Here is a 24,620-nt window from a genome sequence, read left to right on the forward strand (position 1 = left end):
CGGTAAGTTAACCGCGTGGGCGGGCTGGGTGTTAGCGGTAAGTTTATCGTTGACAATGCGGTAAACATATCTCATCCCTTGCAGCCATGACATTGAAAGAGCGCCTCCTGTCCGTCGCCGCCGAATATGCTCGCAACCGCGAGCTGAGCGTGTCGCGTGTATCCACGCTGGTCTTTCGCGATGGCAAGGTGCTCGATCGCCTGGCAGGCACCGCTGACATCACGACTACTCGGTACGAGGGCGCCATGGCTTGGTTCTCTCAGAACTGGCCCGAGGGCTTGGCTTGGCCCGATGGGATTGCCCGGCCCAGCATGGAGCCCGCCGAATGAGCGCCTCTATTCACTCCCTTTCCGCCTGGGGCACAGGCGTTGCCGCGCCGCTCGACCGTTCGTCCTCCCCGGTGAACGACGGCGCGGCCAATGCGGGCGAGGGGGCGCATCTTATCGCTCCCTCGTCTGCAACAATTATCCTGCTGAAGGCGCTCGCCGCACATGATGGCATCGGCGTTGCGCAACTTGTAGAGCGACTTGCTTGCGAGCGCGCGCGGACCCTTGGCCTCTCGCGACTGGCCCGTGCCGTTGCCGACCGAAACCTCGAAGCGGGTGCAAGCCCATGATGTGTGCCCGTTTTCCATGCGGTCCCCCATGACCTTCTGACCGCTTCAATCTGAGACTTCCGAACCTTTCCCGCCATGGGAAACGACGCCGGGTTTTCCCGGCGTGGGAACGCTTTCGTCTTTCGAGGACCGCACTGATGATCCCCAATGCCAATGCCCGCCACTTCCTGCTCAAGGCCAAGCAGCGCGACCTGATCGCGGCGGCCGGCGGCATCGAACGCGCCGCCGAAGTCTGCTCCTACGGCAAGAGCACCGTCGGTCGCTGGGCCAATGCCGACAGCCCGGAGCTGATGCCGCTCGATGCGGTGTTCAAGCTCGAGGAGGAATGCGGCCGATTCGACATGTCCGAGGCAATCGTTGCCGCACGCGGACGCCGCCTTCTGGATCGCGAGGCGGTCGAAGTCGCCAATGGCTGCATCATGTCGCGCCATGCCGAGGCGATCGTCCAGGCGGGCGAGCTGATGGCGGCCGGCGCGATGGCATTCGCCGACGGAATGCTGACGCCATCCGAGGCCACCCAGATCGACCGAGCGGCCGGAAAGTTGGAGGCGGCGCTTGCCGAACTGCGCAAGGCGACCGCCGCGGCGCGCGGCGAGGGCGGGCTTTCCCTGGTGAAGGGAGGGCAGGGCTGATGACCGCGCGCGAGAATAGCTGGACCGAAGAGCAGATCGTCTTTGCCGCCAAGCTTTGGAACGATGACGGGCTTTCGGGTGCCGATATAGCCAACCGCGTCGCCGCGCAGTTCGGCGTGGTGCGCACTCGGTCGGCCGTGATGGGTATGATAGGCCGGGAATCGCTGCGGTTTGCCAGGCGCAAAGATCGCCAGGGTCGCGCTGTCGCCAAGCCCAAGGCTGCGCCACGCGTGAAGAGCGATACGCCTGCGCCGGTGAAGCGCCCAGCGAAAGTGGTTTTGCTCGCGCACGAGGTTGCGTTCGCCGCCCAGCTCTGGAGCCGGAACCAGTCTTACCAACGCATCGCCGACGTGCTCTCCGACCGGTTCGGCAAGCCTGTCTGCCATGACGTGGTCCGCAAGTTGGTCGCGGAGCGGCCGAAGATCTTCAAGGAACGCGGGCGCGGCGCGCTGATGCGCGGCAACCGGAACCCGCATCATGCCGCCAACATGGCGCGCGCCGGTGTGGCCTCAAACGATTACGAGGCGCCTGCCACCTCCGACGAGGCGCGTGCGTATGACGCCGCCAGCCGGCGCTTACCGCTCGCGGATCTCGAATGGCGCGACTGCCGGTTCCCGGTGAACGATGCCGCGCGAGGCGAGACGCATCTCTTCTGCGGCGCCGCCACCTTCGGCAACACCCGCTGGTGTCGCCATCACCTGATGCGCGTGAAGGGCACCGGCACGGAAGGTGAGCGAAAGGCCACGCGCGACCTGATCTTCGAAGCGAAGAGGGCGGCGTGATGAAAAATCGTCTCGTCGACCTGAACAATCACCTGTTCATGCAGCTCGAGCGGCTGGCTGAGGAAGGCTTGACTGGCGACCAAATCGACAACGAGGTCAAACGGTCCGAAGCCATCGTAAGCGTCGCGGACAAGATCGTCGACAACGCGCGGCTCCAGTTGCAGGCCTGCAAGCTGGTTGCGGATCACGGCGACCGCTTCATGAAACATCTGCCGATGCTCGGCGCGCCCGAAAAGGAAGGTGCGCCATGAAGGGGCATCCCATCTCCTACAGCGCCGCGGAGCTGGCGTTCGTCGAGCTGCGTCAATGCATGACGCGTCGCCTGCTCCATGCGGAGTTCGTTCGTGCATTCGGTCGCACCGATGTAACGCTGGGCGCACTGACGGCGCTGTGCAAGCGCAAAGGCTGGTTGACGGGGCGCACGGGCCAGTTCGTGCCAGGCCAGGTGCCGGCGAACAAGGGCAAGCCGATGCCCTACAACGCCAACTCCGCCCGAACCCAGTTCAAGAAGGGCCAGCGGCCGCACAACACGAACTATGCCGGCCACGAGCGGGTCTCCAAAGACGGCTATGTCGAGATCAGCGTGGAGAAGACAAATCCCCATACGGGTTTCGAGCGCCGCTATGTGCTGAAGCACCGCTGGCTCTGGGAGCAGAAGCACGGTCCGCTGCCGGACGGCATGTGCCTGAAGTGTCTCGGTGACCGCCTCGACACGGATCCTGCGAACTGGGCGCTTGTCCCACGTGCGATGCTCCCTCGGCTAAACGGCCGGTTTGGCCGCGACTACGATAGCGCGCCAGCCGTTCTGAAGCCGATCATCATGACCGTCGCGCAGCTTGAGCATCGCGCGCGCGAAGCGCGGCGGGAGGAACGGGGATGAACCGCTCCAACCAAACCCGCCATGTCTATTTCGGCAACATCGCTGCGATGCCTGCGTCGGCAGTCGACAGCCTTGCCATGGCCGCTGTCGAAAGCGGCGCGGCCTGCGCGGCGCGCGTGCTCCTTCATCACCGAATGCTCAAATCAGAGAGGACTTTGCCATGAGCAGAATGCTGCGAACCTTCCGCGAGATGATCGGTCTCGTCTCGCGGGGCGATTTCTCGCGTCACCTCGACGAGAAGATGGAGGAGGCGCTGGTCGCGCTCGAACAATGCCCGGCGGACAAATGCAAGGCCGAAATCACCCTCAAGGTTGTGCTCGAGTACGAACTCGGGCGCATCGACATCAAGCCTGAAGTCAAGGTCAAGCTGCCCGAAACGGCGAAGTTCGTGAAGACGCCCTTCTGGGTGATCGACGGTCAGCTTTCAGTCCAGCACCCCAACCAGATCGACATGTTCTCGGCCCGCGCGGTCGGCTCTCAGGAGCCGGACGACGAGGCCGCGACCGCTTGATCCAGTCAAACCCTGAAAGGAACCGGCAATGGCCGAAACCACCATGCTCGACGGCACCGCCGTCAAACTGATTTCCGAACTTGCCACCGATGCCGCTGCGCCGTCGGTGATCAAGATATCGACAGAAGGTCTCGGCAAGGGTCTGCCGGAGCACGTCGAGATTGCGTTCGACGCCAAGAACCAGCGGTTTCATTCGATCAAGTCGTTGATCGACGAATACCGGCAGGCGCCGGCAGCCCGCCATGGCACGGCGCGCGCCGATACTCTCGATAGCTTCGTGGCGCTCATCGATCGGCATAAGGACGGCGAATCCGTCATTTTCGGCAAGACGACCTGGCCGAAGCCGACGCTGACAGCGGTGTTGAACTACGATCGTGAAGGCGTCGACGCGCGCCGTCGCGATCATCGCATCGTCTATGAATTTCCGCTGACCGAAGAGTTCAAGGCCTGGGTCAATGGCAGCGGCAACGCGATGCCACAGGAGGTCTTTGCCGCCTTCCTCGAAGAGCACGCTGCCGAGCTTGCCGCGCCTATGGATGGCGAAGTCAGCGAATATGAGCGTCTCTTCAAGGAACGCTTTGCGACACCGTCCGAAGTGCTTGAACTATCGCGTCATCTGGAAGTCTTCGTCTCCGCCAAGGCCAAGCAGGGCATTCGCCTGCAGACGGGCGAACGCGTCGTCGAGTTTGCCGAAGAGCACCAGAATGCAAAGGGCGAAAAGGTCACCATCCCGGGCATCTTCATGGTGTCCGTTCCCGCCTTCATCGACGGTGAGCCCGTGAGGATTCCGGCGCGGTTGCGCTACCGAATCTCGGGCGGCGACATCAAGTGGTTCTACCAGCTCTATCGCTGGGAATTCTTCCTCCGGGAGCAGGTCGGGCGCGACTTGCGGGATGCTGCCGAGCGAACGGAACTCCCGTCGTTCGAAGGCTCGCCTGAGGCCTAACCGACATGAACATGCCGGTCGCCATTTCTGACGCATCTGACATTGCGGCCGTGGTGGAGCGTGCGCGCGCGCTGCTCGACGACGGCGATGTGATTGCCGCGCGGATGCTGGCGGCCGGCGCCTATGATCAGGCAAAGGCGGCGGGCGGGTTTGCGGAACGATTTGGCGCGGCCGAACGGCTGGTCGACAAGGCTCGGCGCCTGCAGGGTGACGCGCTGCTCATCGAATCCCGCGCTAAAATCCGTATCGCCGATGAATATGATGCCGCCCAGGAGCGCGGCGAAGTCGGGCAACGTACCGGGCGCCCAAAGAAAGTCGTCGCAGTCGACGACGACATTCCGCCGCCGCGGGCTGAGGATGTCGGGTTCTCGCGACACGAAATCCACGATGCCCGCAAGCTGCGGGATGCCGAGCGCGTCACACCTGGGATCGTGGAGCGGGCCATCCAGGCGCGGCTTGAGGCCGGCCTCGAACCATCGCGCGCCAGCTTGCGCAACAACATCGGCACCAAGACCGCGACCCGTGAAGAGCGCGGCGACAATTTTTATGAGACGCCGCTTGAGGCGACGCGGGCGCTTTTGGCGCTCGAAAGCTTCCACCTGGAGATATGGGAGCCTGCCTGCGGCAAGGGTGCCATCAGCCGCATTCTGGAAGATGCCGGATATGAGGTCTTCCTTTCCGATCTTGTCGATCGCGAGACGGCAGACCGGCATGGTGCGGTCCAGCATGTCGGCGATTTCCGGCAGATCGATCGCGATGGCGCGGCGGCGATTGGCATGGACAGGCCGTGCGATATCGTCACCAACCCTCCCTATGGCGAGGCGTTGAACAGTTTCATCGCACATGCGCTGCGCGCCCATCGGCCGCGCAAGATGGCATTGCTGCTCAACCTAAATTTCCTGTGCGGGTTCGAAGATCCCGAACGTTGTTTTGCCATGGATGAGAACCCGCCCGCGCGCGTGCACGTGTTTACGCGCCGGTTGCCCATGATGCACCGCGACGGCTGGGACGGGCCGAAGGCGCAAAGCAGCATGAACACGGCCTGGTTCGTGTGGGAGGCGGACGCGACCGGCGCCTATCGCGGCCCGACAATTGTGAACCGCGTAGATTGGAAGACGCTGCAGGACGTGCCTTTGCGCGAGCCAGGCGAACGGGCGTCGACTGCAGCCGATAACGGTCCGCTGGTTTGGATCGATGAGCCGGGTCGAAAGCTCGCTGTCGCCGGTGACGTGGAAATCGGAGCGATATTCAGTCACGGTAACCGGCTGGAATGGCGCATGTTCATTGGGCCTGACGCAACGGTCGGTCCTTCGCAGAAGGCGAAAAACGAGGGGGCGGCGAAGTTGGCGCTGACCGCGAAGTGGCGCCAGTTCTTGGCCCGGGCTGGTCTCCCATGACCGATAGCCTTCTGCCGATCATCCGCCAAATCCACGACGCGCGCGACCATGCAGCGCGCGCTGTCGTGCTGCTCGCCGTCTCCGACGCCGTGCTGATGAAATATCGCGACGTGTTCGAGGCGGCCTGTACGCGGGCGGGCTTTGACGAGGGCGTGATGTTCATCAGCTTCCGCCGCGCGGCCTGGCACGCCATTCGCGGCGATGATGGTCGGCATAAAAATCCGGCCTTCGAAGAAGCGCGGCTGCTGATGGTCGACATCGCGCGAGGCGGGCGATGACGGAAGCAAAACGCCTCGCAACGATCCGCGCGCAGCTGGCATCGCTCGACGGGGCCGAATGGCTGTTCGCCACCGATGGCGCGACGACCTTTGTCGAGGCGCGGGGTCGTGACGGCAGCCTGATCAAGCTGCTCGAATTCACTGGCGTCGCGACGACCGAGGAACGCCAGCTCATCGCCGATCTGCCGTCGGCACTCCGCTTCCTGCTCGGGCTTGTCGATCGGGCAATCGCGGCGACACGCGGACAGCGCGCCGGCGCGGCGGGCGATGACGGCCAGGCAACGGTTAAGGCCGCGCCTGCGGCGAGTGCTGAAGAGGCGTCGCCGGCGGCGCGAGCGGCGAAGGCCGGGCGGTCGAAAGACTACCGAACTGAGGCGGCGATGCGGTGCCAGGACCCGGCGTTCAAGCGCTTCCTGATCGACAAGCACGGTCTTGAGAACCCCGCCACCGACGAACGCACGGCGGCAAAGCTGCGCTCGCTCCTTGGCGTGACCTCACGGCGCGAGATCAACGATTCACAACAGGCCGTGGAGCGCTGGCAGCGCCTGCGCGGCGATTTCGAGAACTGGAAGAGGGTGGGGCGGTGACCGACGATCCGTGTTTCCGATGCGTGCCGCCGGACTGCGACGAGACGAGCCCTCGCTGTCTCGTGAAACAGCTGGCGCATCAATACGACCAACAGCGCCGCTGCGGGCGGCTCGACGAGGTCACCGACGCCGAGCGCGAGGCTTCCACGACGATGTTCACAACTTGGCACCTGGAGCGGATGGCACAGGCAGCCGAAGGCGTGCGGCCTTACAAGCGGAAGGGCGCGCCTTGGACGAGTCAGGAGGGGGCGGCATGATGAGAAAGCCGACCCATCCTGATCGCTATGCTGAAGTAGTCAGATCCGCCTCGGCGCCGCTAAACGTGGCTGGCGCTGCCCTTCATCACCGGCGGCGGCAATATGCCGTCTTCAACCAGGATGTCCTTCTTGCGCGCAAAGGCCAGTACGACGCCGCGCGCCGTCTCGGCATCGACCTCGCCGCACAATGCCGCTTTGCACGCACGGATGGCCGCCCTTTGCTCGGGACTGTTTCCATTCCAGCTTGTCAGCATCTGATAGGCATCGACGACAGTATTGAGCTGTCGCGGAAAACCGAGCCCGACCCATACGCGGACCGGCTTGTCGAAGTGTTGCGCGAGCATTGTGACCTCCGTGGCTCTTGGGCTTGCAAAGCAGCCTGCGTGAACGTCGTTCTCCCTCGCAGTTCGGGAGGCAAAAGATTTGGGAATCCGCTCAGGCGCCGTCAAGAGCGCCGACTACCGATCGCGCTTCAGCATTCGCGTGCGCTTGTTCCAGAGCACGGGCCCTTCACTCTTGCCAATCGGCGTAACCGAGGGCGCGAGAATGTCGGCTTCCTTCGCCGCGGCTTCGAAGGCCAACCGCGCGGCGCGTGCTTCCTTGATGCCCTCCAGCACGGCGATGCACGCCTTGCGCGCGGCAAGGTGCTTGCGCGCGCCGCGATCACCCGGCCAGCGGTTCAGCAAGATGTCTGCCGCTTGGACCGTGCTCGTCACCGTGTCGGCGATGTTGCCGCGCTTCTCGACGAAGGCGCGGACGGGCTAATCGAAACGCCCTTCATCCATGGCTTTGCCCTCCCACCGGACGCGACTCAATGCGCGGCCCGCGAATCAGTTGCGGAGGCTGCCAAATGACCGGACCTCGACTTTCTATCATACCGGCGCGGGCGGCGACGGATCGCTCTTTGAAGCCTCGCGACCTGCAAGTGCTGTGCGTTCTCGGGCGCCATACGGACGATCTCGGATGGTGCCGTCGCAGCCAGGTGAAGATGGCCGACGAGATGGGCTGTGCGCGCTCGACCGTGTTCGAGGCGATCGAGCGGCTGATCCGCGCCGGCTATCTGGAGCGGCACGTCCTCGAAAGCGAAAGCGGGCGTGACAGCGCGCACTCCTATCGCGTCATCCTCGACCCGGTTCATCCCGCAGTCGAGACCGTTTGCGACGCTGATAACCCCTGCCGGTATGTCGGCACCCCTGCCGGTATATCGGCACCCCCTGCCGGTCCAGAACCGGCACCCCCTGCCGATCCTGGACCGGCACCTATTAACGACCCCTCTCAAACAACTTCTTCAAACGAGGAAGAGAGAGCGCGGACGCGAGCGGAGGAAGGAAAACAGATCGTGCGCTGGCTGAAGCGGGTACACCCGCGCTGGCCGACCTACGTGACCGACAGCGCGCCCAAGGCCCTGGCGGCGGCGATGCCTCTGTCGGCGGCAGAGCGCGACGAGGCGGTGGCCCGGCTCGACGACTATCTGACCCATGCCAAGGTTGGCGGGCGAACGGTGGTCTGCACCTTCGGTGTGTACCTGTCCGAACGGCGCTGGGAGAAGCTGCCGGCGGCGCCAGCGCAGCCGTTCAACGAGTTCGCATCGCCGTTCTCGAAGACATGGGGCGCGTGGATCGTGGCGCATCTGCTGACGGCGGAAGGCGAAGCGGAGAAGGCTTGGCCGCTGCTGTCGGTGCTCTACCGGAAGGCGATGCTGCGCCAAGGGCACAAGTTCGCGCGCCGGTGGCACGAGCTGGGCTCGAACTTCGAGCCGGTGCCGGTCGGGTCCAGCACCTTTGCCGCATGGCGGAACGAGTTCGCGCGGCGCGGCTGGCCGTGGATGCCAGATCCTGGTGACCAGCCGGTAGTCTATCTGCCGGCTGGCGGGCCGGGGCAACTGGATGCGTTCGAACTGGCCCTGAGGGCCGCAGACGAGGGAAACCGATGATAATGGCAATCGAGCGCAAGCAGCTGAGTGACGGCGAACAGGTCTGGCTCGACGGGCAGGGCAACCCCTATCCCGTGCCAGCCAAAGTCCTGGGCGAAGAGCAGCGGCGCGCGCTTGATGCGCAGTTGCTCGACGCGGCGGGAATGGAAGTGCCGGGCGTGCGGCGTTGGTTCGCCTTTCGCACGCTCGGGCGTGGTGAGATCGAGATCCGCGATGCGCTAGTGAAGATGCATGTGGATGCGGTCGTGCCCGAGAAGCGGGTCGTCCTGCCTCGTCGCGGTGTGAGGCCGGGCGGTAAGGCCATTCAGATTCCCGTTTTGCGGAAGCTCATCTTCGTCCGCGTCGCGCAATCCGACCAGGCGGTTGCCGGGCTGTTACGCGTCCGCGGTATCCAGGCAGTGATTGGCAAGGGTGACAGGCCGCATCCTATCGGCGATCGGCAGATGACCGCGTTCATGGATCTTGCCCAGAAGGGTGCGTTCGATGAGCGCAATATCCCCACGGGCTTAAATGTGGGATCGCGGGTGAAGATCAATGTCGGTCCCTATGCGGCCTTCAGCGGTGTGCTGGAAGGATATGCGAAGGGCAGGGCCGCGCGCGTACGCACAATGCTGTTCGGCGCCGACATGATCGTTGACGTCAAGCTTGCGCAGATTGAGCGACTCGCGTAGCGACTCTCCCCATGGACGCCGGTCGACCGTGGGGATTGCTCCTCCGACACAGCGTAGCAGCCGCGGGCAACCGTGGCGGAGCTCCTGACCGATCCAGACCCGTGAGAGCCACGCGGCTCCCGACTCGGGTCAAGTGCGGAAGCATGGAACACTATCATCTTCATGGGCAGGCTGAAGAGCATCGCTCCGCGCGTAGGCAAGCTTGCCCCTCGCATCGGATATGCGGGCGGAAACGAGCCAGCCCGGTCACGGAGGCTCGATGCAACCATCGCATGGCGCGCATGGTACAAGACGAGCCGCTGGCAGAAGCTGCGCTGGAAGGTGCTCGTCGGCGATCTCTTCACATGCCAAATGGCCGGATGCGGTCGGGTAGAGGCGGAAACGTCGAAGCTCGTGGCGGATCACCGCACCGCTCATCGTGGCGACGAGACGCTGTTCTGGGACGAGAACAACCTGCAGTGCCTGTGCAAGCCATGCCACAACAGCGTCAAGCAGGCGGGAGAGCGGCGGGAAAATAGAAGAGCGCCCCCGAAGGGACGCTCTTGGTGGGAACGGTGGGAATCGAACCCACGACCTCGAGGTTGAGAAACCTCGTGCTCTATCCGCTGAGCTACGTTGACCAAGAAGTGGTGGCCGGTCCCGCCACCTGCAAGGGGGGCGGGTGAAAGTCACCAACCCGCCCAGCCGCCAGACTCCCTCATTCGTTGGAGCGCGCCATGGCCAATCTGATCATCGGCTGGGGCGACAGGACAGGGCTCGACCGCTTTGCGCAGAGCCTGCAAGGCCTGACCGACAAGCGATTCAAGACCGTAGTTAATCGCGTCGTTAACCGAACTGGCGACATGGCGCGCACGCAGGTTCGCCGCGAACTTACCGGACAGACAGGCCTGCCACTCAAGACCATCGTCAAGGCAGTGGCGGTGGCGCGGTCGCAGCCCGGTACTTTGACCTATCGGATGACGGCACGCGGCGGAGATATCTCGCTGAAGTTCTTCCGGCCGCGCGAGACGCGCGCCGGCGTCGTCGCTTCGCCCTTTGGCAAGCGGCAGGTGTTCGGCGGTACATTCATCAAGGGCGGACGGTTTCCGAACCGCAAGGGCATCGTGTTCCTGGGGCATGTGATGCAGCGCGTCGGCAAGGCGCGCTTCCCCATCAAGGTGGTGCAGTCGGGCGTCGTCATCCCGAACGAGATGACAACGGGCGCGACCGTTCGTTCCTTCCACTCGACCGTGCAGAGGGTCATGCCGCAGCGTTTGGCGCACGAGCTGAGGCGGTTGCCCGGCGGGGCGTTCGGGTGATGCGGGATCGGGTCGGTCGACCGGCTTTTGCCGACTGCAACACCCCCCGGTTTAGGGACCGTACCGCGATCCACGCGGCCACACGGGCGGAAATGCTCCCGGGGTTTTGCCAGTGGGTCGGGTTGAAAGCGGTACACGGATGCACGCGTGCTGCACGAACGAATGCACGGATCACGCACGATGGACTGGATTTCGATCACGGAGGCGGCGCATCGGTTGACCGCGGCTGGCGATCCGGTCGACCGCTCGACCTTGTCTCGATACCTTAAACAGCATTCGGAGGCGCTGCCTCTTCAGGAGAACGGCCGATCGAATCTCGTCAACTACGAGGATCTCGTCGCACATCGGCAGGAGAATATCCGCCTACGGCCGTCAATGCCCAGCCCGGCCTTATCGCCTGACGCCAAACCGGCTGCCGGTCAACCTTCGCGGTTTGCGGGCAGTCAGTCTGACGGCGCGGCGCGGAAAGCGCAGGCGGACGCCGAGCTGCGCGAAATGGACCTCGCCGAGCGTAGGCGTCGACTGACGCCGACCGCGGAGGTGGACCGGGCCGCGCGCGAAGCCATCGCTCTGATGGTGAGCGCGTTCGACCAGGCCGTTGAAAGCGAGGCACAGTCGGTGGCGCTCAAATATGGCTGGGATGAACGGACCGCGCGCATCGCATTCAAGACGTTCTCGCGCGCTGGCCTCGAAGTCTTCCACCGCAACGTCCTCGAAAGTCTCGACCGGTTCCGGCGCGCGGCAGATGCGGGCGACAAACCTATCGACCAGACAGCACAGGCATTGCTCCAATGACCCTCGACGACGTGCGGAGCCAGTTTCCTGATATTCCGCATGGCGCCGTCACGTTCTATTCCGGGCTGGAGGCGGCGAGTCGACCCGTCGAGGATCTGACGATCTCCGAATGGGCAGACCGGCACCGCGTCGTCTCCGCAGAATCAGGCTCGCCCTGGCCGGGACCATTCCGCACCGATCGCGTCCCTTATCTGCGTGAGCCGCAGGACTGCCTTCATCCCGATCATCCCGCGCGCCGGGTGACGGCGCGGTGGGCAGCGCAACTCGGCAAGTCGACGGCGATCGAGAACTGGTTCGGCTACACGGTCGACCAGGCGCCAGCCTCGATGATGATCGTGCTGCCGACGTTGGAGGAGGCAACGAAGTTCAATCGCGTCAAGCTGCAGCCGACGATCGAGGCGAGCCCGCGCATTTCGCACAAGGTCATGCCGGTCAATAGCCGCGACGAGCAGGGCTCGACGACATCCTACAAGCGCTTCGCCGGCGGTTTCGGGCTGATCGTGAACGCAGGTTCTTCGAAGGGTCTGCAGATGGTTTCGATCAAGAACCTCGCCATGGACGAGGTGACCGGCTATCCGAGCGATGTCGACGGCCGCGGCAGCCCCCGCGACCAGGCACGGGCGCGTCAGAAATTTTACGGCGACATGGCCAAGGAGTGGCAGGGCTCGACGCCGGGCATCGCTGGCGAGTGTGCCATCACGGCGGATTTCGAGGCTGGCGACCAGCGGCATTTCTATGTGCCGTGTCCGCATTGCTCGATCCGCCAGCCGCTGATCTTCGACCAGATGCGCGGGCCGTCTGACGATGCGCCGGCGCATTTCAGATGCCTATCATGCGACGGTGTAATCCGCGACGCGCACAAGATGGATATGCTCGCCGGCGGCATCTGGATTGCGACCCGTGTTCCGGAGGGCAGCGACCCGGTACCGCAAACGATCGCGGCGGACGATCTCGACGCCTATGTCTGCCCGCCATGCGAAGGTCGGTGCCGCGACTGGCAGCCGAGCTATCACCTCTGGGCCGCCTACGCGCCGCGCGAACGGTTCGGCGACATCTGGCAGCGCTGGGAGAACGCTCAGGGCGACACGACGAAGATGCGCGTGTTCAGCCAGCAGGATCTGGCGGAGCCGTACGATCCCGGCGGCGTCGCCGTCGAATGGGAGAAGATCGTCGATGCGGTGAAGGCGCACCCTTTTCCGCGCGGGATCATTCCGGCAGAGGCCGGCCTCGTCGTGTCGGCGGCGGACGTGCAGAGCTACGGCATCAAGTGGCTGGTCTATGCGATCGGCCCGCTCGGCCAGCGCTGGCTCGTCGCGCGCGAGGTTTTCGAGGGGGCGCCGGATCAGTCCGACGAACCCTGGATCGCGCTCGCCGACGCGCTCGGCCGGACCTTTCCGACCGCAGGCGGGTTGGAAAAGGGGATCGACCTGTCGGGCGTCGATTCAGGCTTCGCGACGGACCGGGTGTATCTGTTCTGCGCGACGCGGCCGAACTGCTACGCCCTCGACGGGCGGCATCAGGTCGGCCTGCCGTGGCTCGGAACGCCGGTGAAGAAGGACATCAAGGATCAGCGCAAGCGCCGAATCGCGAAGGTCATGCTCTACCCGGTCGGTCTTTACGACATCAAGACCGAGGTCATGGCCGGGCTCGCCAATCTGGTTCTCGGTCCGGACGCCAGGGGATCGTGGCCGCGCAACACGCTGCATCTGCCGCCTGACCTTTGCGACCAGGACTTCGCGATGGAGATGACGGCCGAGCGGCTCGTCGATCCGGACGAGGAAGCGCGCGCGACGATCTCGAGACGGGCGCGGCGGCTGATCAATCCGAAGGCCGCGCGGGAATGGAAACGGATCGTCGGGCGGGCAAACGACTGGTTTGACGCCACGGTCTATGCGCTGTCGCTGGCCTGGCATCTGGAGCACAAGATGCGGCTGACGCTGGATCGATGGGTCGACCTCCTGGTGAAGGTGCATGGCGCCCCGGCGGAAGCCGACCTGTTCAGCGGCCAGCCCAGCCCGTTCGAAAAGAAGGCGGAGCCCGTTGCCGGTGTCGGTGCGAGGCGGACCCGAAAACGCTGGAACGCGTACAAGTAGCAGGAATGGAACGATGGCGGCCAAACCACGCATTCGGGTTCCGGCCGCGCGGCGTGCCGTCACCGTCGTCGCAGAAGCCGGATCCCTGCAGGACCGGGTGAAGCCGGTGGCGCGTTATCTGCGCGGCGACACGTCGGGCATTCTTGCCATGCGCCGCGCGGTGACGCGCGACGCGAAGATCGATGTCTGGCAGGCGGCGGAGCGCGCTTCCGCGCTCGCGATCGACTTCATGCACAATTCGGGATGGATCGCCGGCGCGGTGGATCAGATCATGGCCGATACGATCGGCGCCGAACTGAAGCTCAACGCCCAGCCCGACCTTGGCCGGCTCGGTTACGATCAAAAGGAACAGGCCGACTGGGTCAAGCTGATCGAGGCCGAGTGGAAGCGGTATGCCTGGGCGAAGGCCGAATGCGATCTCGCCGGCAAGAAGACCGTCGCCGAGATGATCGATGGCGTCATGCGCCACTATTTCGCCTATGGCGAAGCGTTCGGCGTGCTCGACTTCATTCCGCGCAACCGCCGGCGGTTCTACGGGATCGAAACCGGCACCAAGGTCTCGCTCGTCGCGCCGCACCGGCTGCCGCGCGTGTCGCGGGAGTTCGAGGGGTTGGACATGGGCATCTTCCACGATGCCACCGGCCGGCCGCAGACCTATCGTTTCCGGCGGCGCGACGCCGGGATTGAGATGGACCACGATGTAGCCGCCCGCGACGTTATCCATGTCATGGACCGCGGCGACAACCCGGATAGCTCGCGCGGGATCACGCTCGTGGCACCCATTCTCAAGGTGGTCGCGCAGAGCGACCAGCTTGCCGACGCGACGCTTGCGACGGCACTGATGCAGACGATCTTTGCCGCGACCATCAAGAGCCCGGAACCGAGCGAACAGGCGTTCCAGGCGATCGAGACCCTGCGCGACGAGCTGTCGGGTATCGAAGGGGCGAGCGGGCTTGCGGACGATCTTCTCGACATCTGGTCGATGCGGATCGACGCCCTGAAGGAAAAGGGCGTCGCGATGAACGATCCCGCCCGGATCAATCACCTTGGTCCGGGCGAGGAATTCGAGATGCACACAGCCGCGACGCCGGGATCGCAATATGTGCCCTACAAGCAGGATCTGCAGCGCGAGATGGCGCGGTGCCTGGGCCTGACGGCGACCAGCTTCACGATGGATCATTCGAACTCGACTTACTCGTCGGTTCGCATGGAAACGGCGACGATCTGGCCGATCGTCCTGCGCCGCCGCGAACGGATCGCCGCGCCCTTCGCCCAGGGCATCTTCGAAGCCTGGCTGGAGGAGGGAATCGCCGAAGGCCGCCTTCCGCTCAAGGGAGGATTGCAGGCGTTTCTGGCCAACCGCGAGCGAGTGGTCGGATCGGAATGGCGCGGGCCGCCGAAGCCGTCGGCCGATCCCTACAAGGATGCACTTGCCGACAAGGTCGGCCTCGAGACCGGCACACGGTCTCTCAAGCGCATCTATGCCGAGCAGGGGCTGGACTGGGAGGAAGAGACCGACCAGATCGCGCTCGAGATCGAGAAGATGATTGCGATCGGGATGGCCGTTCCGCATGGACGCAGCAGGGGCGGCAATGGTGCCGGTCCCGATGGCGCGGCCGTCGAGGGCGCCCGCACACCGGCGCGGGAGGATGCATGATGCCCGAAATCTACGATCCCCTGGCCGTCGACTGGTGTGCGCGGGCGGCGACGCTTCGCAAGGTCGAAGAAGCGTTGTTGATGGGTGAAATGGTCACCGAAGCCCGGTTCGGGGAAGACATGACCCGTTTCTCGAACGCGTCGATCGGTGATGTCCAGCGCGCCCTCAACGAGGCGATCCGCGAGTGCCAGATCTCGCGGGGCGAAACTCCGCGCCGCGTTCGCTTCGCAAAATCAGGCCGAATGCGGCCCTACTGAGGATCAAGACTATGGCTGCGATACTGAAAGACGGCGAGCTGACGCTCACCGGCGATGTCGGCGATTTCTTTTTCGGCGACCACTTCACCCATGCCGACGTGATCTCGGCTCTCGCACAGATCGACGACGACGCCGATTTGACCGTCTTCATTAACTCCGGCGGCGGCTACACGGATGAGGGCGCCGCCATTCACGCGCTTCTCGACAGGCGTCCTGGTCGCACCGATGTCGTGATCGACGGCGTCGCCGCGTCCGCAGCATCCTTGATCGCCATGGCGGGTGATACGGTCACCATGTCGATCGGCTCGATCATGATGATCCACGATCCTGCCGGCTGGACCCATGGAAATGCCGACCAACACGCGAAGACGATCGAGCAGCTCGATGCCATCGCCAAATCCTGGTCGCGCATCTATGCGCGGAAATCCGGCAAGACGCCCGAGGAATGCCGGGCGATCATGAAGGCGGAACGCTGGTACGCGCCCGACGAGGCCGTCGCCGAGGGCTTCGCCGACGCGACGAGCGAGAGCGAGGCGCGCGCGATCGCGGCCTTCGACTACCGCAGCTACGCCCATGCGCCGCAGCGTCTCAAGGCGCTGGCAAGCAAGAAGAACTGGCGTCTCGACGCCGGCCAAGCGGCGACCGCCGCGACCTCCCGTCAGACCAAGGAGATTTCCATGACAGAGCCAACGCAGGCGGCACATTCGACCGCCGATCTCGACAAGGCCCGCAACGAAGGCGGCGCTTCCGCCGTAGCGGCTTACAAGGCACGGAGGACCGCCATTCTGGCGCTTCCCGAGGCCAAGGGTCGCAAGGGCCTCGCGGAGGAACTGGTCGAGACCGATCTTTCCGAAGATCGCGTCAAGGCGATGCTCGCGAAGGCCCCGGTCGCCAGCTTGGCGGGCGACGATGCTGACGATGCTGCTGACCTCGAGCGGCGTCGCCTCAATGGCGAGGGTCTCACCGGCGGCAAGCCGCCTGCGACTGCGCGCAAGGGGGATCGCACACCTCTCGCCGAAGCCGTCGCCCGTTCCAACAAGCGCCGCTAACAGGAGGCTGGGTTCATGACCATCTTGATTGAAGACCGCTTCGCAGGAGCGGCTCATTATCTCGTTTCGGAAGCAAATGGCTATCGCTCGCGAGAGCAGGGCGTCGTCGCTGCCGGTTCGGGCCTTCTCAAGGCCGGAGCCGTCATGGGGCGCATCACGGCGACCGGCAAATATGTGCCGCTCGACCCGGACGGCATGGACGGTAGCGATAACGCCGCCGCCATTCTCTTCGAAGGTTGCGATGCGACCGAAGACGATGTGCGCCGCACCTTCACCGTTCGCGATAGCGAAGTCCATGCCGACGTGCTCCATTGGGCGGACGGCGTGAGCGACATCCAGAAAACCGCCGCGCTCGCCGCCATGGCCGCGTTCGGCATCATCGGCCGATAAGGAGACCGCCCCATGGCACTCGTACTCGACGTCTTCAACCAGAATGGCTGGGGCATGATCGACTTCCATGAGGAAGTCGTCGAACGCACCGAATTCCAGCCTCAGCTTCTGGGTTCTCTCGGCCTATTCGAGCCGATCTATTCACGGTCCCGGACCATCGCCATCGCCGATCGCGAGCGGACGCTTTCGCTCATTCCGACCTCCGAACTCGGCGCGCCGCCGGAGGAACTCATCCCTGAAGGGGCCAAGGTCCGGCCGTTCAACACGAGCCGACTGGCGAAGGGGTCGACCGTCTATGCGGCCGAGCTCGCCGGCGTCGCCGCTTTGCCCTTCGACGTGCAGACGCGGGAAGTCAGCCAGGAGGTTGCCGACCGGACCCAGCAGATCCTGAACGATCTGGAAATGACCTGGGAGCATATGCGCTTCGGTGCTATCCAGGGCAAGGTGCTCGACGCGAGTGGAGCAACCATCATCGACTGGTTCGACGAATGGGGAATTGCCGAGCCGGCGGAGGTCAATTTCCAGCTGACCGACCCGGCCACGGACGTCCGCAAGAAGTGCCGCGATGTCAAACGGGCAATGCAGAAGGCATCGAAGGGCATCTGGACGCCGAACACCCGCATTGGCTCGCTCGTCGGCGACACGTTCTTCGACCTCCTGGTCAACCATCCGCAGATCAAGGAGACCAAGCTCGGCCACGAGAAGGCTTCGCTCCTCGAGAATGTCGAAGGGTTCTCGGCGATCGAGATCGAAGGTATCACCTTCATCAATTATCGCGGCACGGATGACGGGTCGACCATCGCGATCGAGACGACGAAGGCCCGCTTTTTCCCGATCGGTGCCCGCGGCGCATTCAAGGTGGGGTTCTCGCCCGCCAATGAGTTCAAGCCCTACTTGAATCGCCGGGCGCAGGAATATTACGGACTGATCCTTGCCGATCCGTCCGGGCGCGAGGCCTGGGACCGTGTCGAGATCTACAGCTACCCGCTGTTCATCGCGACCCGTCCGGAAATGCTGATGCGCGGGAGGTCGAACTGATGGCATATGCAGCGAAGGCCGGCTTTTACGGCGGCACATACTTCAAGTCCGGTCAGGCTCTGCCTGCGGGTGCCATTGAAGACGAAGTTTCAGATCTTTCTGGACTGACAAAGGCCCAGTTGCTTGAACGGGCAGATGCCGAAGGCGTCGCCGTCAATGCCTCTGCGACGAAGGCGGAAATTATCACCGCCCTCGAGACTTTGAAGCCGACTTCCTAGCGACGCCGGGGACCGGTTCCTCCGGTCCCCCTCCGACCCGCAGGACGACACCTATGCCGATAGGAGCACGTTTTCACGGCATACGCGACCGCATCATGGCGGCGGTGGATCACAGGTTTGCGGAGCGGGTGCGCCTTGCTTTCATGCGAGATGGCAAGGCCGATCCGGATCGCCAGCCAATCGAAATCGAAGCACCGTTGCGTGTCGGCGGGGGCAAGGAGACGACGGCGGCGGGGGCGTGGGACAAGTCGTGGCGCGGGCGGATCACGTCGCAGCGCAGCGAGTTGCACATCGACCCGATCAAGTACCCCGGCATCATTTTCCGGAAGGGCGACCGGGTGCGCGCCCTCGCGCGGCCGGGTCAGCCATGGTTCGGGGTGCTCGCGGTCGATGATCGCGGCGAAACGCGGCAGATCGTTCAGCTGGAGGAATTGTGATGTTGGGACGGACCGCTTTGCGCGTGGCGGCCATCGAGGCGCTCAAGGGGCGTACGCTCGTTGAAAACGAAGTGCGCGACAGCGAATTCGGCGCAATCGACATCACGTCCGACGGCGCATTGCGCACCGACAAGGATCGCCCCTTCATTTCGGTCTATGTCGAGGACGCCAAGGAGACTGACAGGCTCGAGAGCAGAGCGCTCTACCGATCCGGCGAAACGCAGTTCATCCTGGAGATCGGCATCGCCAGCCCGATGGTCGAAACAAACGATGCGGGCGAGAGCACCGTCATCGGCGTCGGCCTGCCGCCCACCGATGCGGCTTTCGAATTCTATCTCGACATGGTCGGACGCCAGGCGGTCGATGCGCTGACCGATCCGACCAATGCATGGGCCGAAATCTGGCGATCGCTTTCATCAGGCGTCCGCAAGATCGAGCGGAAGCGCACGGCCGACGCGACGACCGGCACACGCATCGCCGCACATCAGATCGTCGTGACACTCGATCTTCTGCCCGACCCGGTGGCAGGCGAGCCGATGGCACCAACATCGGCATGGGCACGGCTGTTCGCAGCCATGGACGCAGGTGGACACCCTTATGCGGCGCTGATGCGCAGCGCCGTCGAACGGCCGAAGGGCGGCCATGCGGATCAGTTGCGCCGGCGCACCGGTATGACACTCGACGAGTTGCGGGCACTGCTCGACATCGCCGTCGAGCCGGCGGAGGCCACGGAGCCAGACATCGAAGTGATAGAGGTCGAGCGGCATGGGCATTCTTGAGCGCCTCGTCGAACTCGAGCGCAAGGTCGCCGAAACCGAGCGTCGCGGACGCAACAGACGCCGGACCGGCGTCGTCAGCGAGATCAATCATGCGAAGGGTCTGGCCCGGGTCAAGATTTCGGATGGGGATCGTCCTTACCTGACGCCCTGGATGCCGTGGAAGGAAATCGCGGCCGGCGGGATCTCGTCACATATTCCTCCGACAACGGGACAACAGGTCGATGTCGTTTCGGAAAACGGCGACCTGACGGACGCCGTGATCGACTTCTCGACACACTCGAACGCGAACCCGAGGCCGCATGACGGCCCCGAGGCGGTCATCGTCCACGGGGCGACCCGCATGACGATCGGCGACGGCATTGTCGACATTGTCGCCGATCTGACGGTCACCGGATCGGTCCAGTTCAATGGGCCGAGTGTACGCCACAACGAGCGAAACATTGGCGACGATCACACACACAGCGGTGTCATTCGTGGCAGCGCCGATACTAACGAACCGAACTCTTGAAAGGAGTGGTCCTGATGAAGGTTATCGTGAAAACAGCCGGCTTCTATGGCGGCACCTATTACGAGACTTCGAAGAAGCATGTCGTCTTCCCTGACGCGATCGCCAAGCCATTCATGGCACCGTATGGCGACGGACTTGAAGCTGTGAAGTCAGACGAAATCGCGGCGACGAAGCACGAGCCGAAGGCTGCCGACAAGAAGGCCGGCTGACATGTCGTCGACCGGCTTCGATCGCGACGCCGGCACGCTTCTCTCCGGCTTCGATCACGTCGAGCAATCGATTGGCGTGATCCTCAATACCCCCATCGGCAGCCGCGTCATGCGGCGCGAGTTCGGCTCCGAGCTTTTCGATCTCATTGACCGGCCGCTGACCGATCAGGTCATCCTGGCGATTTACGGTGCAGCGGTCTCGGCGATCACGCGATGGGAGCCACGCTATGCGGTGACGCATTGCTCGATCACCGCAGCAGATGCTGCCGGTCGGCTGAAGATCGAGTTCGAAGGCACCTATTTCCCGCGTGGCCACCTCGGCGATTTCACGCCCGAACCGGGTTCCGCACGCGCTGCTGTTCCCCTGACGAGGTTTCCATGAGCCGCTTTATCGCGCCAGACCTGGCGGACCTCGGCGACGTGCCGCAGGTCGTCGAGGTTGATTTCGAGCAGATCAAAAGCGATCGCGATGCCTATCTCGTCGCGGCGCTGGCGCGATACGGCATCGATTTCGACGTAACGACGCTGGAAACAGATCCGATGGTCATCGCCTTCAGCGAAGGTGGCGGCTATCAGGAAATGAACTTCCGCCAGCGCGTCAACGAGGCGATCCGCGGTCTTTCGCTGGCGAAGGCCATCGGCGGCGACCTTGACCATATTGGCGCGACATATGCCGGTATTGGTCGCCTCGTCTACGAGAACGCGGCAGACGATCAGCCGGTGAATTCTCAATGGGATGCGGCGCTCGGCCGTTGGGTCGAGACTGACGGGACGTTCCGGCAGCGTATCAAGCTGGCTTTCGAAGCTTTTTCAACGGCCGGTCCAGAGGGCGCTTACGTCTTTCACGCGCTAGAACTGGACGGCCGTCGGGATATCGCCGACGCGGTTGCATATTCGGAAGAGGACGCGGCAACCTATTCGGTCACGCTGCACGCCGACGCCTGCTCGATGGGGCTGATCCCCGCTCCCTTTGCGGCGCGGGCCGAGGGTGACCCTGTGCTGGCGCCGGAAGTGCTTGTCGTCGTTCTGCCGACACTCGCGTATGGCCCGGCTGATCAGTCGTTGCTTAACCGCGCGTTTCGGGCCGTTACCGCCGAAGAGGTTCGCCCGATCGGTGACAATGTGCGGATCGAGGCGGCAAGCGTCGTGAATTACGATATCGATGTAACACTCTACTACGCGCCTGGCGCCGATGCATCCGCTATGGCGGCGGAAGCAAAGCGCAGGCTCGAGGAATACGCTTTCGCTCGCAGACGCATCGGTCTTGACGTTCAGCGCGAGGTCATCGGCGGCCGCGCAGCTATCGACAATCGCGTCACGATCGAGGTGACGAGCCCGGCTCAAGACATCCTGCCCGGCCCGAAGGGCGTCGGTCAGGTCGGGACGATTACTGTCACGGCGATCCAGAAACAAGGTTCATGGTCATGACGCCTTCTGAGGTAATCGAAGCAGTTGCGCCGGTGGCCGAGGCGATCTTGCCGGCTGCGTCTTCGCGGATCGAACGGGCATTGCTCGCCGCGGAACTGGCGCGGCTGGCGACGGTAAATCCTCAGATCATTGCGACGATCTGGAACCCTAAAACTTGTCCGGTCGAGCTTCTACCATGGCTGGCTCAAGGCGTGTCGGTCGACATCTGGTCGGACAGCTGGGACGAATCCCGCAAGCGGCAGGTCATCGCCGCGAGCCCTATGGTTCATCGGCTGAAAGGCACGCTCGGTGCGGTGCGACGCGCTCTTGCTGCGTTTGAACTCGAAACGGAAATCGTCGAGTGGTGGCAGGATGGCAGCCGGCGCGGAACGTTTCGTGTGGAGATCGTCTACCGCCACGGCTCGCCCGTCTTCGATATCGAAACGCAGGGCTATGCGATCGAGGCCGTTGATGCGGCAAAGCCGAAGTCACGCGTCTTTGCGACACGCGCCGCGCTCGAAGCGCGCGGCCGCCTCTCCATTGCAGCCTACGGCCGCACGGCGCTGTCCGCGACGGCGCATCCATATGCGTTCGACCCACCGGTCTTGCGCGCTTCCGCATTTGTCGGCGCGACAGCTGCAACGCTGATCAGCGCCACCGCACATTCGAGGCCTAGCTGATGGCACAGTCGTCTTTCGCTCTTATGACCAATCTCGGCCGCGCGAAGGAAGCAGCCGCGCTTGCCAATGGTGAGCCGATCGTCATTACGCACATTGCGATCGGTGACGGTGCGACCGTGCCGAGCGGCGGTGAAACGTCCCTCTATCATGAGGCGGCGCGGAAGACGATTTCCGCGCACGGCACCGTCGTTGGTGCGTCCAATGTTGCGTTCTTCGACTGCTATCTCGCCGCGGAAGAGGGGCCATTCACCATCCGAGAGGCTGGCCTCTACGATGACGACGGCGACCTGATCGCGATCGCGCGTTACGACCCGCCGATCAACAAGCCGGTCCCGGCCAGTGGCCAAACCGTCGAGGGGACCATTAGGCTCGAGGTGGCGTTTTCGAATGTCGCCAATGTCCAGATCGTCATCGACCCTTCGATGCAAGTCGCGCTGCAGCGCCTGACGCGCCTCCCATGGATACCAATCATCTCGATGGCGACCGCAGCGCCACCGGCGTCACCAGCAATCGGTGCGACCTATCTCGTGCCGACCGGCGCGACCGGGTCGTGGTCCGGACACGCGGGCAAGATCGCCGAATACACGGTCGCCGGCTGGGCATTGCGGACGCCGCCCAACGGCCATGGCATCAGTCTGCCAGACGGCCGGATTTTCGAGCGTATCGATGGAGCGTATATCGAGAAGATCGCGCGCGACGTTCAGTCAGGCAAGTGGTCTTATGCCGTCGCGACCGGCACCGCGAACGCACTCGTGGTCGCGCTCACGCCGGCTATCACCCAATATATGCCGGGCATGACCTTGAAGGTCAAAACGATCGGCAAAAACACCGGACCAGCCACACTCAATGCGGGTGCTGGCGCGGTTCAAATCTTGCGGCCATCAGGTATCCCGCTGATCGATGGAGACATGGCTGCAGGCGGTGTTTACACGTTTGTCTATGACGGCAACGCATGGGTAGCGGCGCAGCTTGAGCCGCCTATCCCGCTCCTGGAAGACGTAACAATTTACGTTCGCAACGACGGTTCTGATCTCAACGACGGCAAGCAAAATACGCCTGCTTCGGCTCTCCAGACGATCCAGTACGCGTTCGATTATGCCGCCTCTCGATTTGTTGGAGCGCGACGTATCACCATCCAGCTCGCGCCTGGCACGTACGCGCCGGCCGAACTGAGGGGCACACCAGGCCTCGACATTCTCTTGAGGGGAAATCCGGCAAGCAGCACATATACTGAGACAGTGATTCAGGCCTCTGGGGCAAACGATGCGCTTGTCGCCAGCAATTATGCTCGTTTGCGTGTGGATGGAATTTTTCTTCAAGGCGGCCGAAATCTGCTTAGCGCGCGTACCTTTGCGCAAGTGGAAATCGGATCGATCCGGCTTGGCGATTGTTCGACATATCAGCTTCTCGCCAGTTTCACGGCGTCGATCGGCGGTGCTGATCAAATTATTGTGCGCGGAAGTGCGCAAAGCTTTTTGGTTTCGTCCTATTCGCGAGTGGCGCTGAGCGGAAACGTCTCCTTCGGGGCTGGCATCAGTTACAGCACAGCGACGGTTTGGGCGAACGGCGGTAGCGTCAACATTAATGCCGTCAGTTTTACTGGATCGAATCCTACTGCGCGCCGCTATCTAGCTGGCACGACCGGCTCCATTTTCACTGGCGGAGCCGGGCAGAACTTCATCCCGGGTACATCGGCTGGGACACTCGATAGCGGAGGCGTTTACCTATGACCGCAATCTTTCCAAGCAACTGGTATTGGAAGGCGGACGACGGCCGGGTCTACTCGTCTTCGGTTCAGTCCCTCGTTGATGTCGACATCTCCAATTTGGTGGATGGCATCACCCGCTGGCCCGCAGACGACGATGGCAACCAGACGGACGCGGCGCTCGAAGCCGTGCTTCGTTTGCACGGCCTGAAACTGCGACCCGACGATCCGAAGGTCGCGCTGGCGGCCTATGCCGCCGACCGTCGTTGGCGCGCAGAGGTGGGTGGTATCGAGGTGGGTGGCCTCACCGTTCATACCGATGATCGATCGAAGATGATGATTATGGGCGCGCGGATGAAGGCGTCAGCCGATCCCGAGTTCACCACGGAGTGGAAGACGGCAGCCGGCGAGTTCATCACGATCGATGCGGACACCATTCTCGTCGTCAGCGATGCGATCCTCAATCATGTGGCCGCGTGTTTTGCGGCCGAAGCTGCCGTAATCGCTGAGATTGAGACCGGCGAGATCACCGATATCGCCGGTATCGACGCGGCCGACTGGCCGTAACTTTCCAAACTGAACCCTCACGACATCCGGCCCATTGAGGCCT

35 protein-coding genes are annotated in these 24,620 nt (G+C 63.6%); 33 read left to right on the forward strand and 2 right to left on the reverse strand.

Going from position 1 to position 24,620, the window contains the following annotated elements; all coding sequences use genetic code 11:
* Nucleotides 1-86: 86 nt before the first annotated feature.
* The 13 genes from ACT6QU_RS02040 (at nucleotide 87) to ACT6QU_RS02100 (ending at nucleotide 6,886) form a co-directional block, all read left to right on the forward strand.
* Nucleotides 87-329, forward strand: a complete 243-nt coding sequence (locus ACT6QU_RS02040; RefSeq protein ID WP_444563171.1) for a hypothetical protein — start codon at nucleotides 87-89, stop codon at nucleotides 327-329.
* Nucleotides 326-616 (forward strand): hypothetical protein, encoded by a 291-nt coding sequence (locus ACT6QU_RS02045; RefSeq protein WP_444563172.1) that lies wholly within the window; start codon nucleotides 326-328, stop codon nucleotides 614-616. Before ACT6QU_RS02040 ends, ACT6QU_RS02045 begins: the two co-directional genes overlap by 4 nt.
* Nucleotides 617-753: 137 nt before the next feature.
* On the forward strand, nucleotides 754-1,248 hold the full coding sequence (locus ACT6QU_RS02050) for a hypothetical protein (protein WP_444563173.1): 495 nt from the start codon (nucleotides 754-756) through the stop codon (nucleotides 1,246-1,248).
* Nucleotides 1,248-2,030 (forward strand): GcrA family cell cycle regulator, encoded by a 783-nt coding sequence (locus ACT6QU_RS02055; protein WP_444563174.1) that lies wholly within the window; start codon nucleotides 1,248-1,250, stop codon nucleotides 2,028-2,030. The genes ACT6QU_RS02050 and ACT6QU_RS02055 overlap by 1 nt, the downstream gene beginning before the upstream one ends.
* On the forward strand, nucleotides 2,030-2,281 hold the full coding sequence (locus tag ACT6QU_RS02060; RefSeq protein WP_444563175.1) for a hypothetical protein: 252 nt from the start codon (nucleotides 2,030-2,032) through the stop codon (nucleotides 2,279-2,281). The genes ACT6QU_RS02055 and ACT6QU_RS02060 overlap by 1 nt, the downstream gene beginning before the upstream one ends.
* The gene (locus ACT6QU_RS02065; RefSeq protein WP_444563176.1) at nucleotides 2,278-2,910 is read left to right on the forward strand and encodes an HNH endonuclease signature motif containing protein; all 633 of its coding nucleotides are present in this window, start codon (nucleotides 2,278-2,280) and stop codon (nucleotides 2,908-2,910) included. The genes ACT6QU_RS02060 and ACT6QU_RS02065 overlap by 4 nt, the downstream gene beginning before the upstream one ends.
* Complete coding sequence (locus ACT6QU_RS02070; RefSeq protein ID WP_444563177.1) at nucleotides 2,907-3,074, forward strand: hypothetical protein; 168 nt, start codon at nucleotides 2,907-2,909, stop codon at nucleotides 3,072-3,074. The genes ACT6QU_RS02065 and ACT6QU_RS02070 overlap by 4 nt, the downstream gene beginning before the upstream one ends.
* A complete protein-coding gene (locus ACT6QU_RS02075; protein ID WP_444563178.1) occupies nucleotides 3,071-3,421 on the forward strand; it encodes a hypothetical protein in 351 nt (116 codons plus the stop codon). The genes ACT6QU_RS02070 and ACT6QU_RS02075 overlap by 4 nt, the downstream gene beginning before the upstream one ends.
* A 28-nt stretch (nucleotides 3,422-3,449) precedes the next feature.
* Entirely contained in the window at nucleotides 3,450-4,367 is a 918-nt protein-coding gene (locus ACT6QU_RS02080; protein WP_444563179.1) for a DUF2303 family protein, read from the forward strand.
* A 5-nt stretch (nucleotides 4,368-4,372) separates the two neighbouring features.
* A complete protein-coding gene (locus ACT6QU_RS02085; RefSeq protein ID WP_444563180.1) occupies nucleotides 4,373-5,764 on the forward strand; it encodes an SAM-dependent methyltransferase in 1,392 nt (463 codons plus the stop codon).
* Nucleotides 5,761-6,042, forward strand: coding sequence for a hypothetical protein (locus ACT6QU_RS02090; protein WP_444563181.1), 282 nt, complete (start codon nucleotides 5,761-5,763; stop codon nucleotides 6,040-6,042). Before ACT6QU_RS02085 ends, ACT6QU_RS02090 begins: the two co-directional genes overlap by 4 nt.
* A complete protein-coding gene (locus ACT6QU_RS02095) occupies nucleotides 6,039-6,629 on the forward strand; it encodes a hypothetical protein (RefSeq protein ID WP_444563182.1) in 591 nt (196 codons plus the stop codon). Before ACT6QU_RS02090 ends, ACT6QU_RS02095 begins: the two co-directional genes overlap by 4 nt.
* Nucleotides 6,626-6,886, forward strand: a complete 261-nt coding sequence (locus ACT6QU_RS02100) for a hypothetical protein (protein ID WP_444563183.1) — start codon at nucleotides 6,626-6,628, stop codon at nucleotides 6,884-6,886. Before ACT6QU_RS02095 ends, ACT6QU_RS02100 begins: the two co-directional genes overlap by 4 nt.
* Before the next feature lie 59 nt (nucleotides 6,887-6,945).
* Here ACT6QU_RS02100 and ACT6QU_RS02105 read toward each other — a convergent pair whose 3' ends face one another.
* Both ACT6QU_RS02105 and ACT6QU_RS02110 read right to left on the reverse strand, forming a co-directional pair.
* Nucleotides 6,946-7,230, reverse strand: a complete 285-nt coding sequence (locus ACT6QU_RS02105) for a DUF982 domain-containing protein (RefSeq protein ID WP_444563184.1) — start codon at nucleotides 7,228-7,230, stop codon at nucleotides 6,946-6,948.
* Between the two features lie 114 nt (nucleotides 7,231-7,344).
* The gene (locus ACT6QU_RS02110) at nucleotides 7,345-7,602 is read right to left on the reverse strand and encodes a DUF982 domain-containing protein (protein WP_444563185.1); all 258 of its coding nucleotides are present in this window, start codon (nucleotides 7,600-7,602) and stop codon (nucleotides 7,345-7,347) included.
* Nucleotides 7,603-7,736: 134 nt separating this feature from the next.
* Between ACT6QU_RS02110 and ACT6QU_RS02115 the strand changes: the two genes are divergently transcribed.
* The 20 genes from ACT6QU_RS02115 (at nucleotide 7,737) to ACT6QU_RS02210 (ending at nucleotide 24,577) form a co-directional block, all read left to right on the forward strand.
* Entirely contained in the window at nucleotides 7,737-8,819 is a 1,083-nt protein-coding gene (locus ACT6QU_RS02115; protein ID WP_444563186.1) for a helix-turn-helix domain-containing protein, read from the forward strand.
* A gap of 2 nt (nucleotides 8,820-8,821) precedes the next feature.
* Nucleotides 8,822-9,490, forward strand: coding sequence for a transcription termination/antitermination protein NusG (gene nusG / locus ACT6QU_RS02120; RefSeq protein ID WP_444563187.1), 669 nt, complete (start codon nucleotides 8,822-8,824; stop codon nucleotides 9,488-9,490).
* Nucleotides 9,491-10,206: 716 nt separating this feature from the next.
* Complete coding sequence (locus ACT6QU_RS02125; protein ID WP_444563188.1) at nucleotides 10,207-10,788, forward strand: phage tail protein; 582 nt, start codon at nucleotides 10,207-10,209, stop codon at nucleotides 10,786-10,788.
* Between the two features lie 180 nt (nucleotides 10,789-10,968).
* Nucleotides 10,969-11,583, forward strand: a complete 615-nt coding sequence (locus ACT6QU_RS02130; RefSeq protein ID WP_444563189.1) for a hypothetical protein — start codon at nucleotides 10,969-10,971, stop codon at nucleotides 11,581-11,583.
* Entirely contained in the window at nucleotides 11,580-13,676 is a 2,097-nt protein-coding gene (locus tag ACT6QU_RS02135; RefSeq protein WP_444563190.1) for a phage terminase large subunit family protein, read from the forward strand. The genes ACT6QU_RS02130 and ACT6QU_RS02135 overlap by 4 nt, the downstream gene beginning before the upstream one ends.
* A gap of 13 nt (nucleotides 13,677-13,689) precedes the next feature.
* Nucleotides 13,690-15,333, forward strand: coding sequence for a phage portal protein (locus tag ACT6QU_RS02140; protein ID WP_444563191.1), 1,644 nt, complete (start codon nucleotides 13,690-13,692; stop codon nucleotides 15,331-15,333).
* On the forward strand, nucleotides 15,330-15,590 hold the full coding sequence (locus ACT6QU_RS02145) for a hypothetical protein (protein WP_444563192.1): 261 nt from the start codon (nucleotides 15,330-15,332) through the stop codon (nucleotides 15,588-15,590). Before ACT6QU_RS02140 ends, ACT6QU_RS02145 begins: the two co-directional genes overlap by 4 nt.
* A gap of 11 nt (nucleotides 15,591-15,601) precedes the next feature.
* Nucleotides 15,602-16,639 carry a head maturation protease, ClpP-related gene (locus tag ACT6QU_RS02150; RefSeq protein ID WP_444563193.1) on the forward strand — a complete coding sequence of 346 codons (1,038 nt, stop codon included), beginning with the start codon at nucleotides 15,602-15,604 and terminating at the stop codon, nucleotides 16,637-16,639.
* Between the two features lie 15 nt (nucleotides 16,640-16,654).
* Nucleotides 16,655-17,029, forward strand: coding sequence for a head decoration protein (locus ACT6QU_RS02155; protein WP_444563194.1), 375 nt, complete (start codon nucleotides 16,655-16,657; stop codon nucleotides 17,027-17,029).
* 12 nt (nucleotides 17,030-17,041) lie between these two features.
* Nucleotides 17,042-18,067 carry a major capsid protein gene (locus tag ACT6QU_RS02160; RefSeq protein WP_444563195.1) on the forward strand — a complete coding sequence of 342 codons (1,026 nt, stop codon included), beginning with the start codon at nucleotides 17,042-17,044 and terminating at the stop codon, nucleotides 18,065-18,067.
* Nucleotides 18,067-18,285, forward strand: coding sequence for a hypothetical protein (locus tag ACT6QU_RS02165; RefSeq protein ID WP_444563196.1), 219 nt, complete (start codon nucleotides 18,067-18,069; stop codon nucleotides 18,283-18,285). Before ACT6QU_RS02160 ends, ACT6QU_RS02165 begins: the two co-directional genes overlap by 1 nt.
* Before the next feature lie 53 nt (nucleotides 18,286-18,338).
* Entirely contained in the window at nucleotides 18,339-18,722 is a 384-nt protein-coding gene (locus tag ACT6QU_RS02170; RefSeq protein WP_444563197.1) for a hypothetical protein, read from the forward strand.
* Complete coding sequence (locus ACT6QU_RS02175; RefSeq protein WP_444563198.1) at nucleotides 18,722-19,501, forward strand: hypothetical protein; 780 nt, start codon at nucleotides 18,722-18,724, stop codon at nucleotides 19,499-19,501. The genes ACT6QU_RS02170 and ACT6QU_RS02175 overlap by 1 nt, the downstream gene beginning before the upstream one ends.
* Nucleotides 19,488-20,009 carry a phage baseplate assembly protein V gene (locus tag ACT6QU_RS02180; protein WP_444563199.1) on the forward strand — a complete coding sequence of 174 codons (522 nt, stop codon included), beginning with the start codon at nucleotides 19,488-19,490 and terminating at the stop codon, nucleotides 20,007-20,009. The genes ACT6QU_RS02175 and ACT6QU_RS02180 overlap by 14 nt, the downstream gene beginning before the upstream one ends.
* 14 nt (nucleotides 20,010-20,023) lie before the next feature.
* The gene (locus tag ACT6QU_RS02185; RefSeq protein ID WP_444563200.1) at nucleotides 20,024-20,218 is read left to right on the forward strand and encodes a hypothetical protein; all 195 of its coding nucleotides are present in this window, start codon (nucleotides 20,024-20,026) and stop codon (nucleotides 20,216-20,218) included.
* A gap of 1 nt (nucleotide 20,219) precedes the next feature.
* Complete coding sequence (locus ACT6QU_RS02190; protein WP_444563201.1) at nucleotides 20,220-20,600, forward strand: GPW/gp25 family protein; 381 nt, start codon at nucleotides 20,220-20,222, stop codon at nucleotides 20,598-20,600.
* On the forward strand, nucleotides 20,597-21,646 hold the full coding sequence (locus ACT6QU_RS02195) for a baseplate assembly protein (RefSeq protein WP_444563202.1): 1,050 nt from the start codon (nucleotides 20,597-20,599) through the stop codon (nucleotides 21,644-21,646). The genes ACT6QU_RS02190 and ACT6QU_RS02195 overlap by 4 nt, the downstream gene beginning before the upstream one ends.
* Complete coding sequence (locus ACT6QU_RS02200; protein WP_444563203.1) at nucleotides 21,643-22,305, forward strand: phage tail protein I; 663 nt, start codon at nucleotides 21,643-21,645, stop codon at nucleotides 22,303-22,305. Before ACT6QU_RS02195 ends, ACT6QU_RS02200 begins: the two co-directional genes overlap by 4 nt.
* Nucleotides 22,305-24,035 (forward strand): phage tail-collar fiber domain-containing protein, encoded by a 1,731-nt coding sequence (locus tag ACT6QU_RS02205; protein ID WP_444563204.1) that lies wholly within the window; start codon nucleotides 22,305-22,307, stop codon nucleotides 24,033-24,035. Before ACT6QU_RS02200 ends, ACT6QU_RS02205 begins: the two co-directional genes overlap by 1 nt.
* Nucleotides 24,032-24,577 carry a DUF4376 domain-containing protein gene (locus ACT6QU_RS02210; RefSeq protein WP_444563205.1) on the forward strand — a complete coding sequence of 182 codons (546 nt, stop codon included), beginning with the start codon at nucleotides 24,032-24,034 and terminating at the stop codon, nucleotides 24,575-24,577. The genes ACT6QU_RS02205 and ACT6QU_RS02210 overlap by 4 nt, the downstream gene beginning before the upstream one ends.
* The last annotated feature ends 43 nt before the right edge of the window (nucleotides 24,578-24,620 follow it).

The organism is Aliihoeflea sp. (assembly GCF_052435475.1).
Lineage (GTDB): Bacteria > Pseudomonadota > Alphaproteobacteria > Rhizobiales > Rhizobiaceae > Aliihoeflea.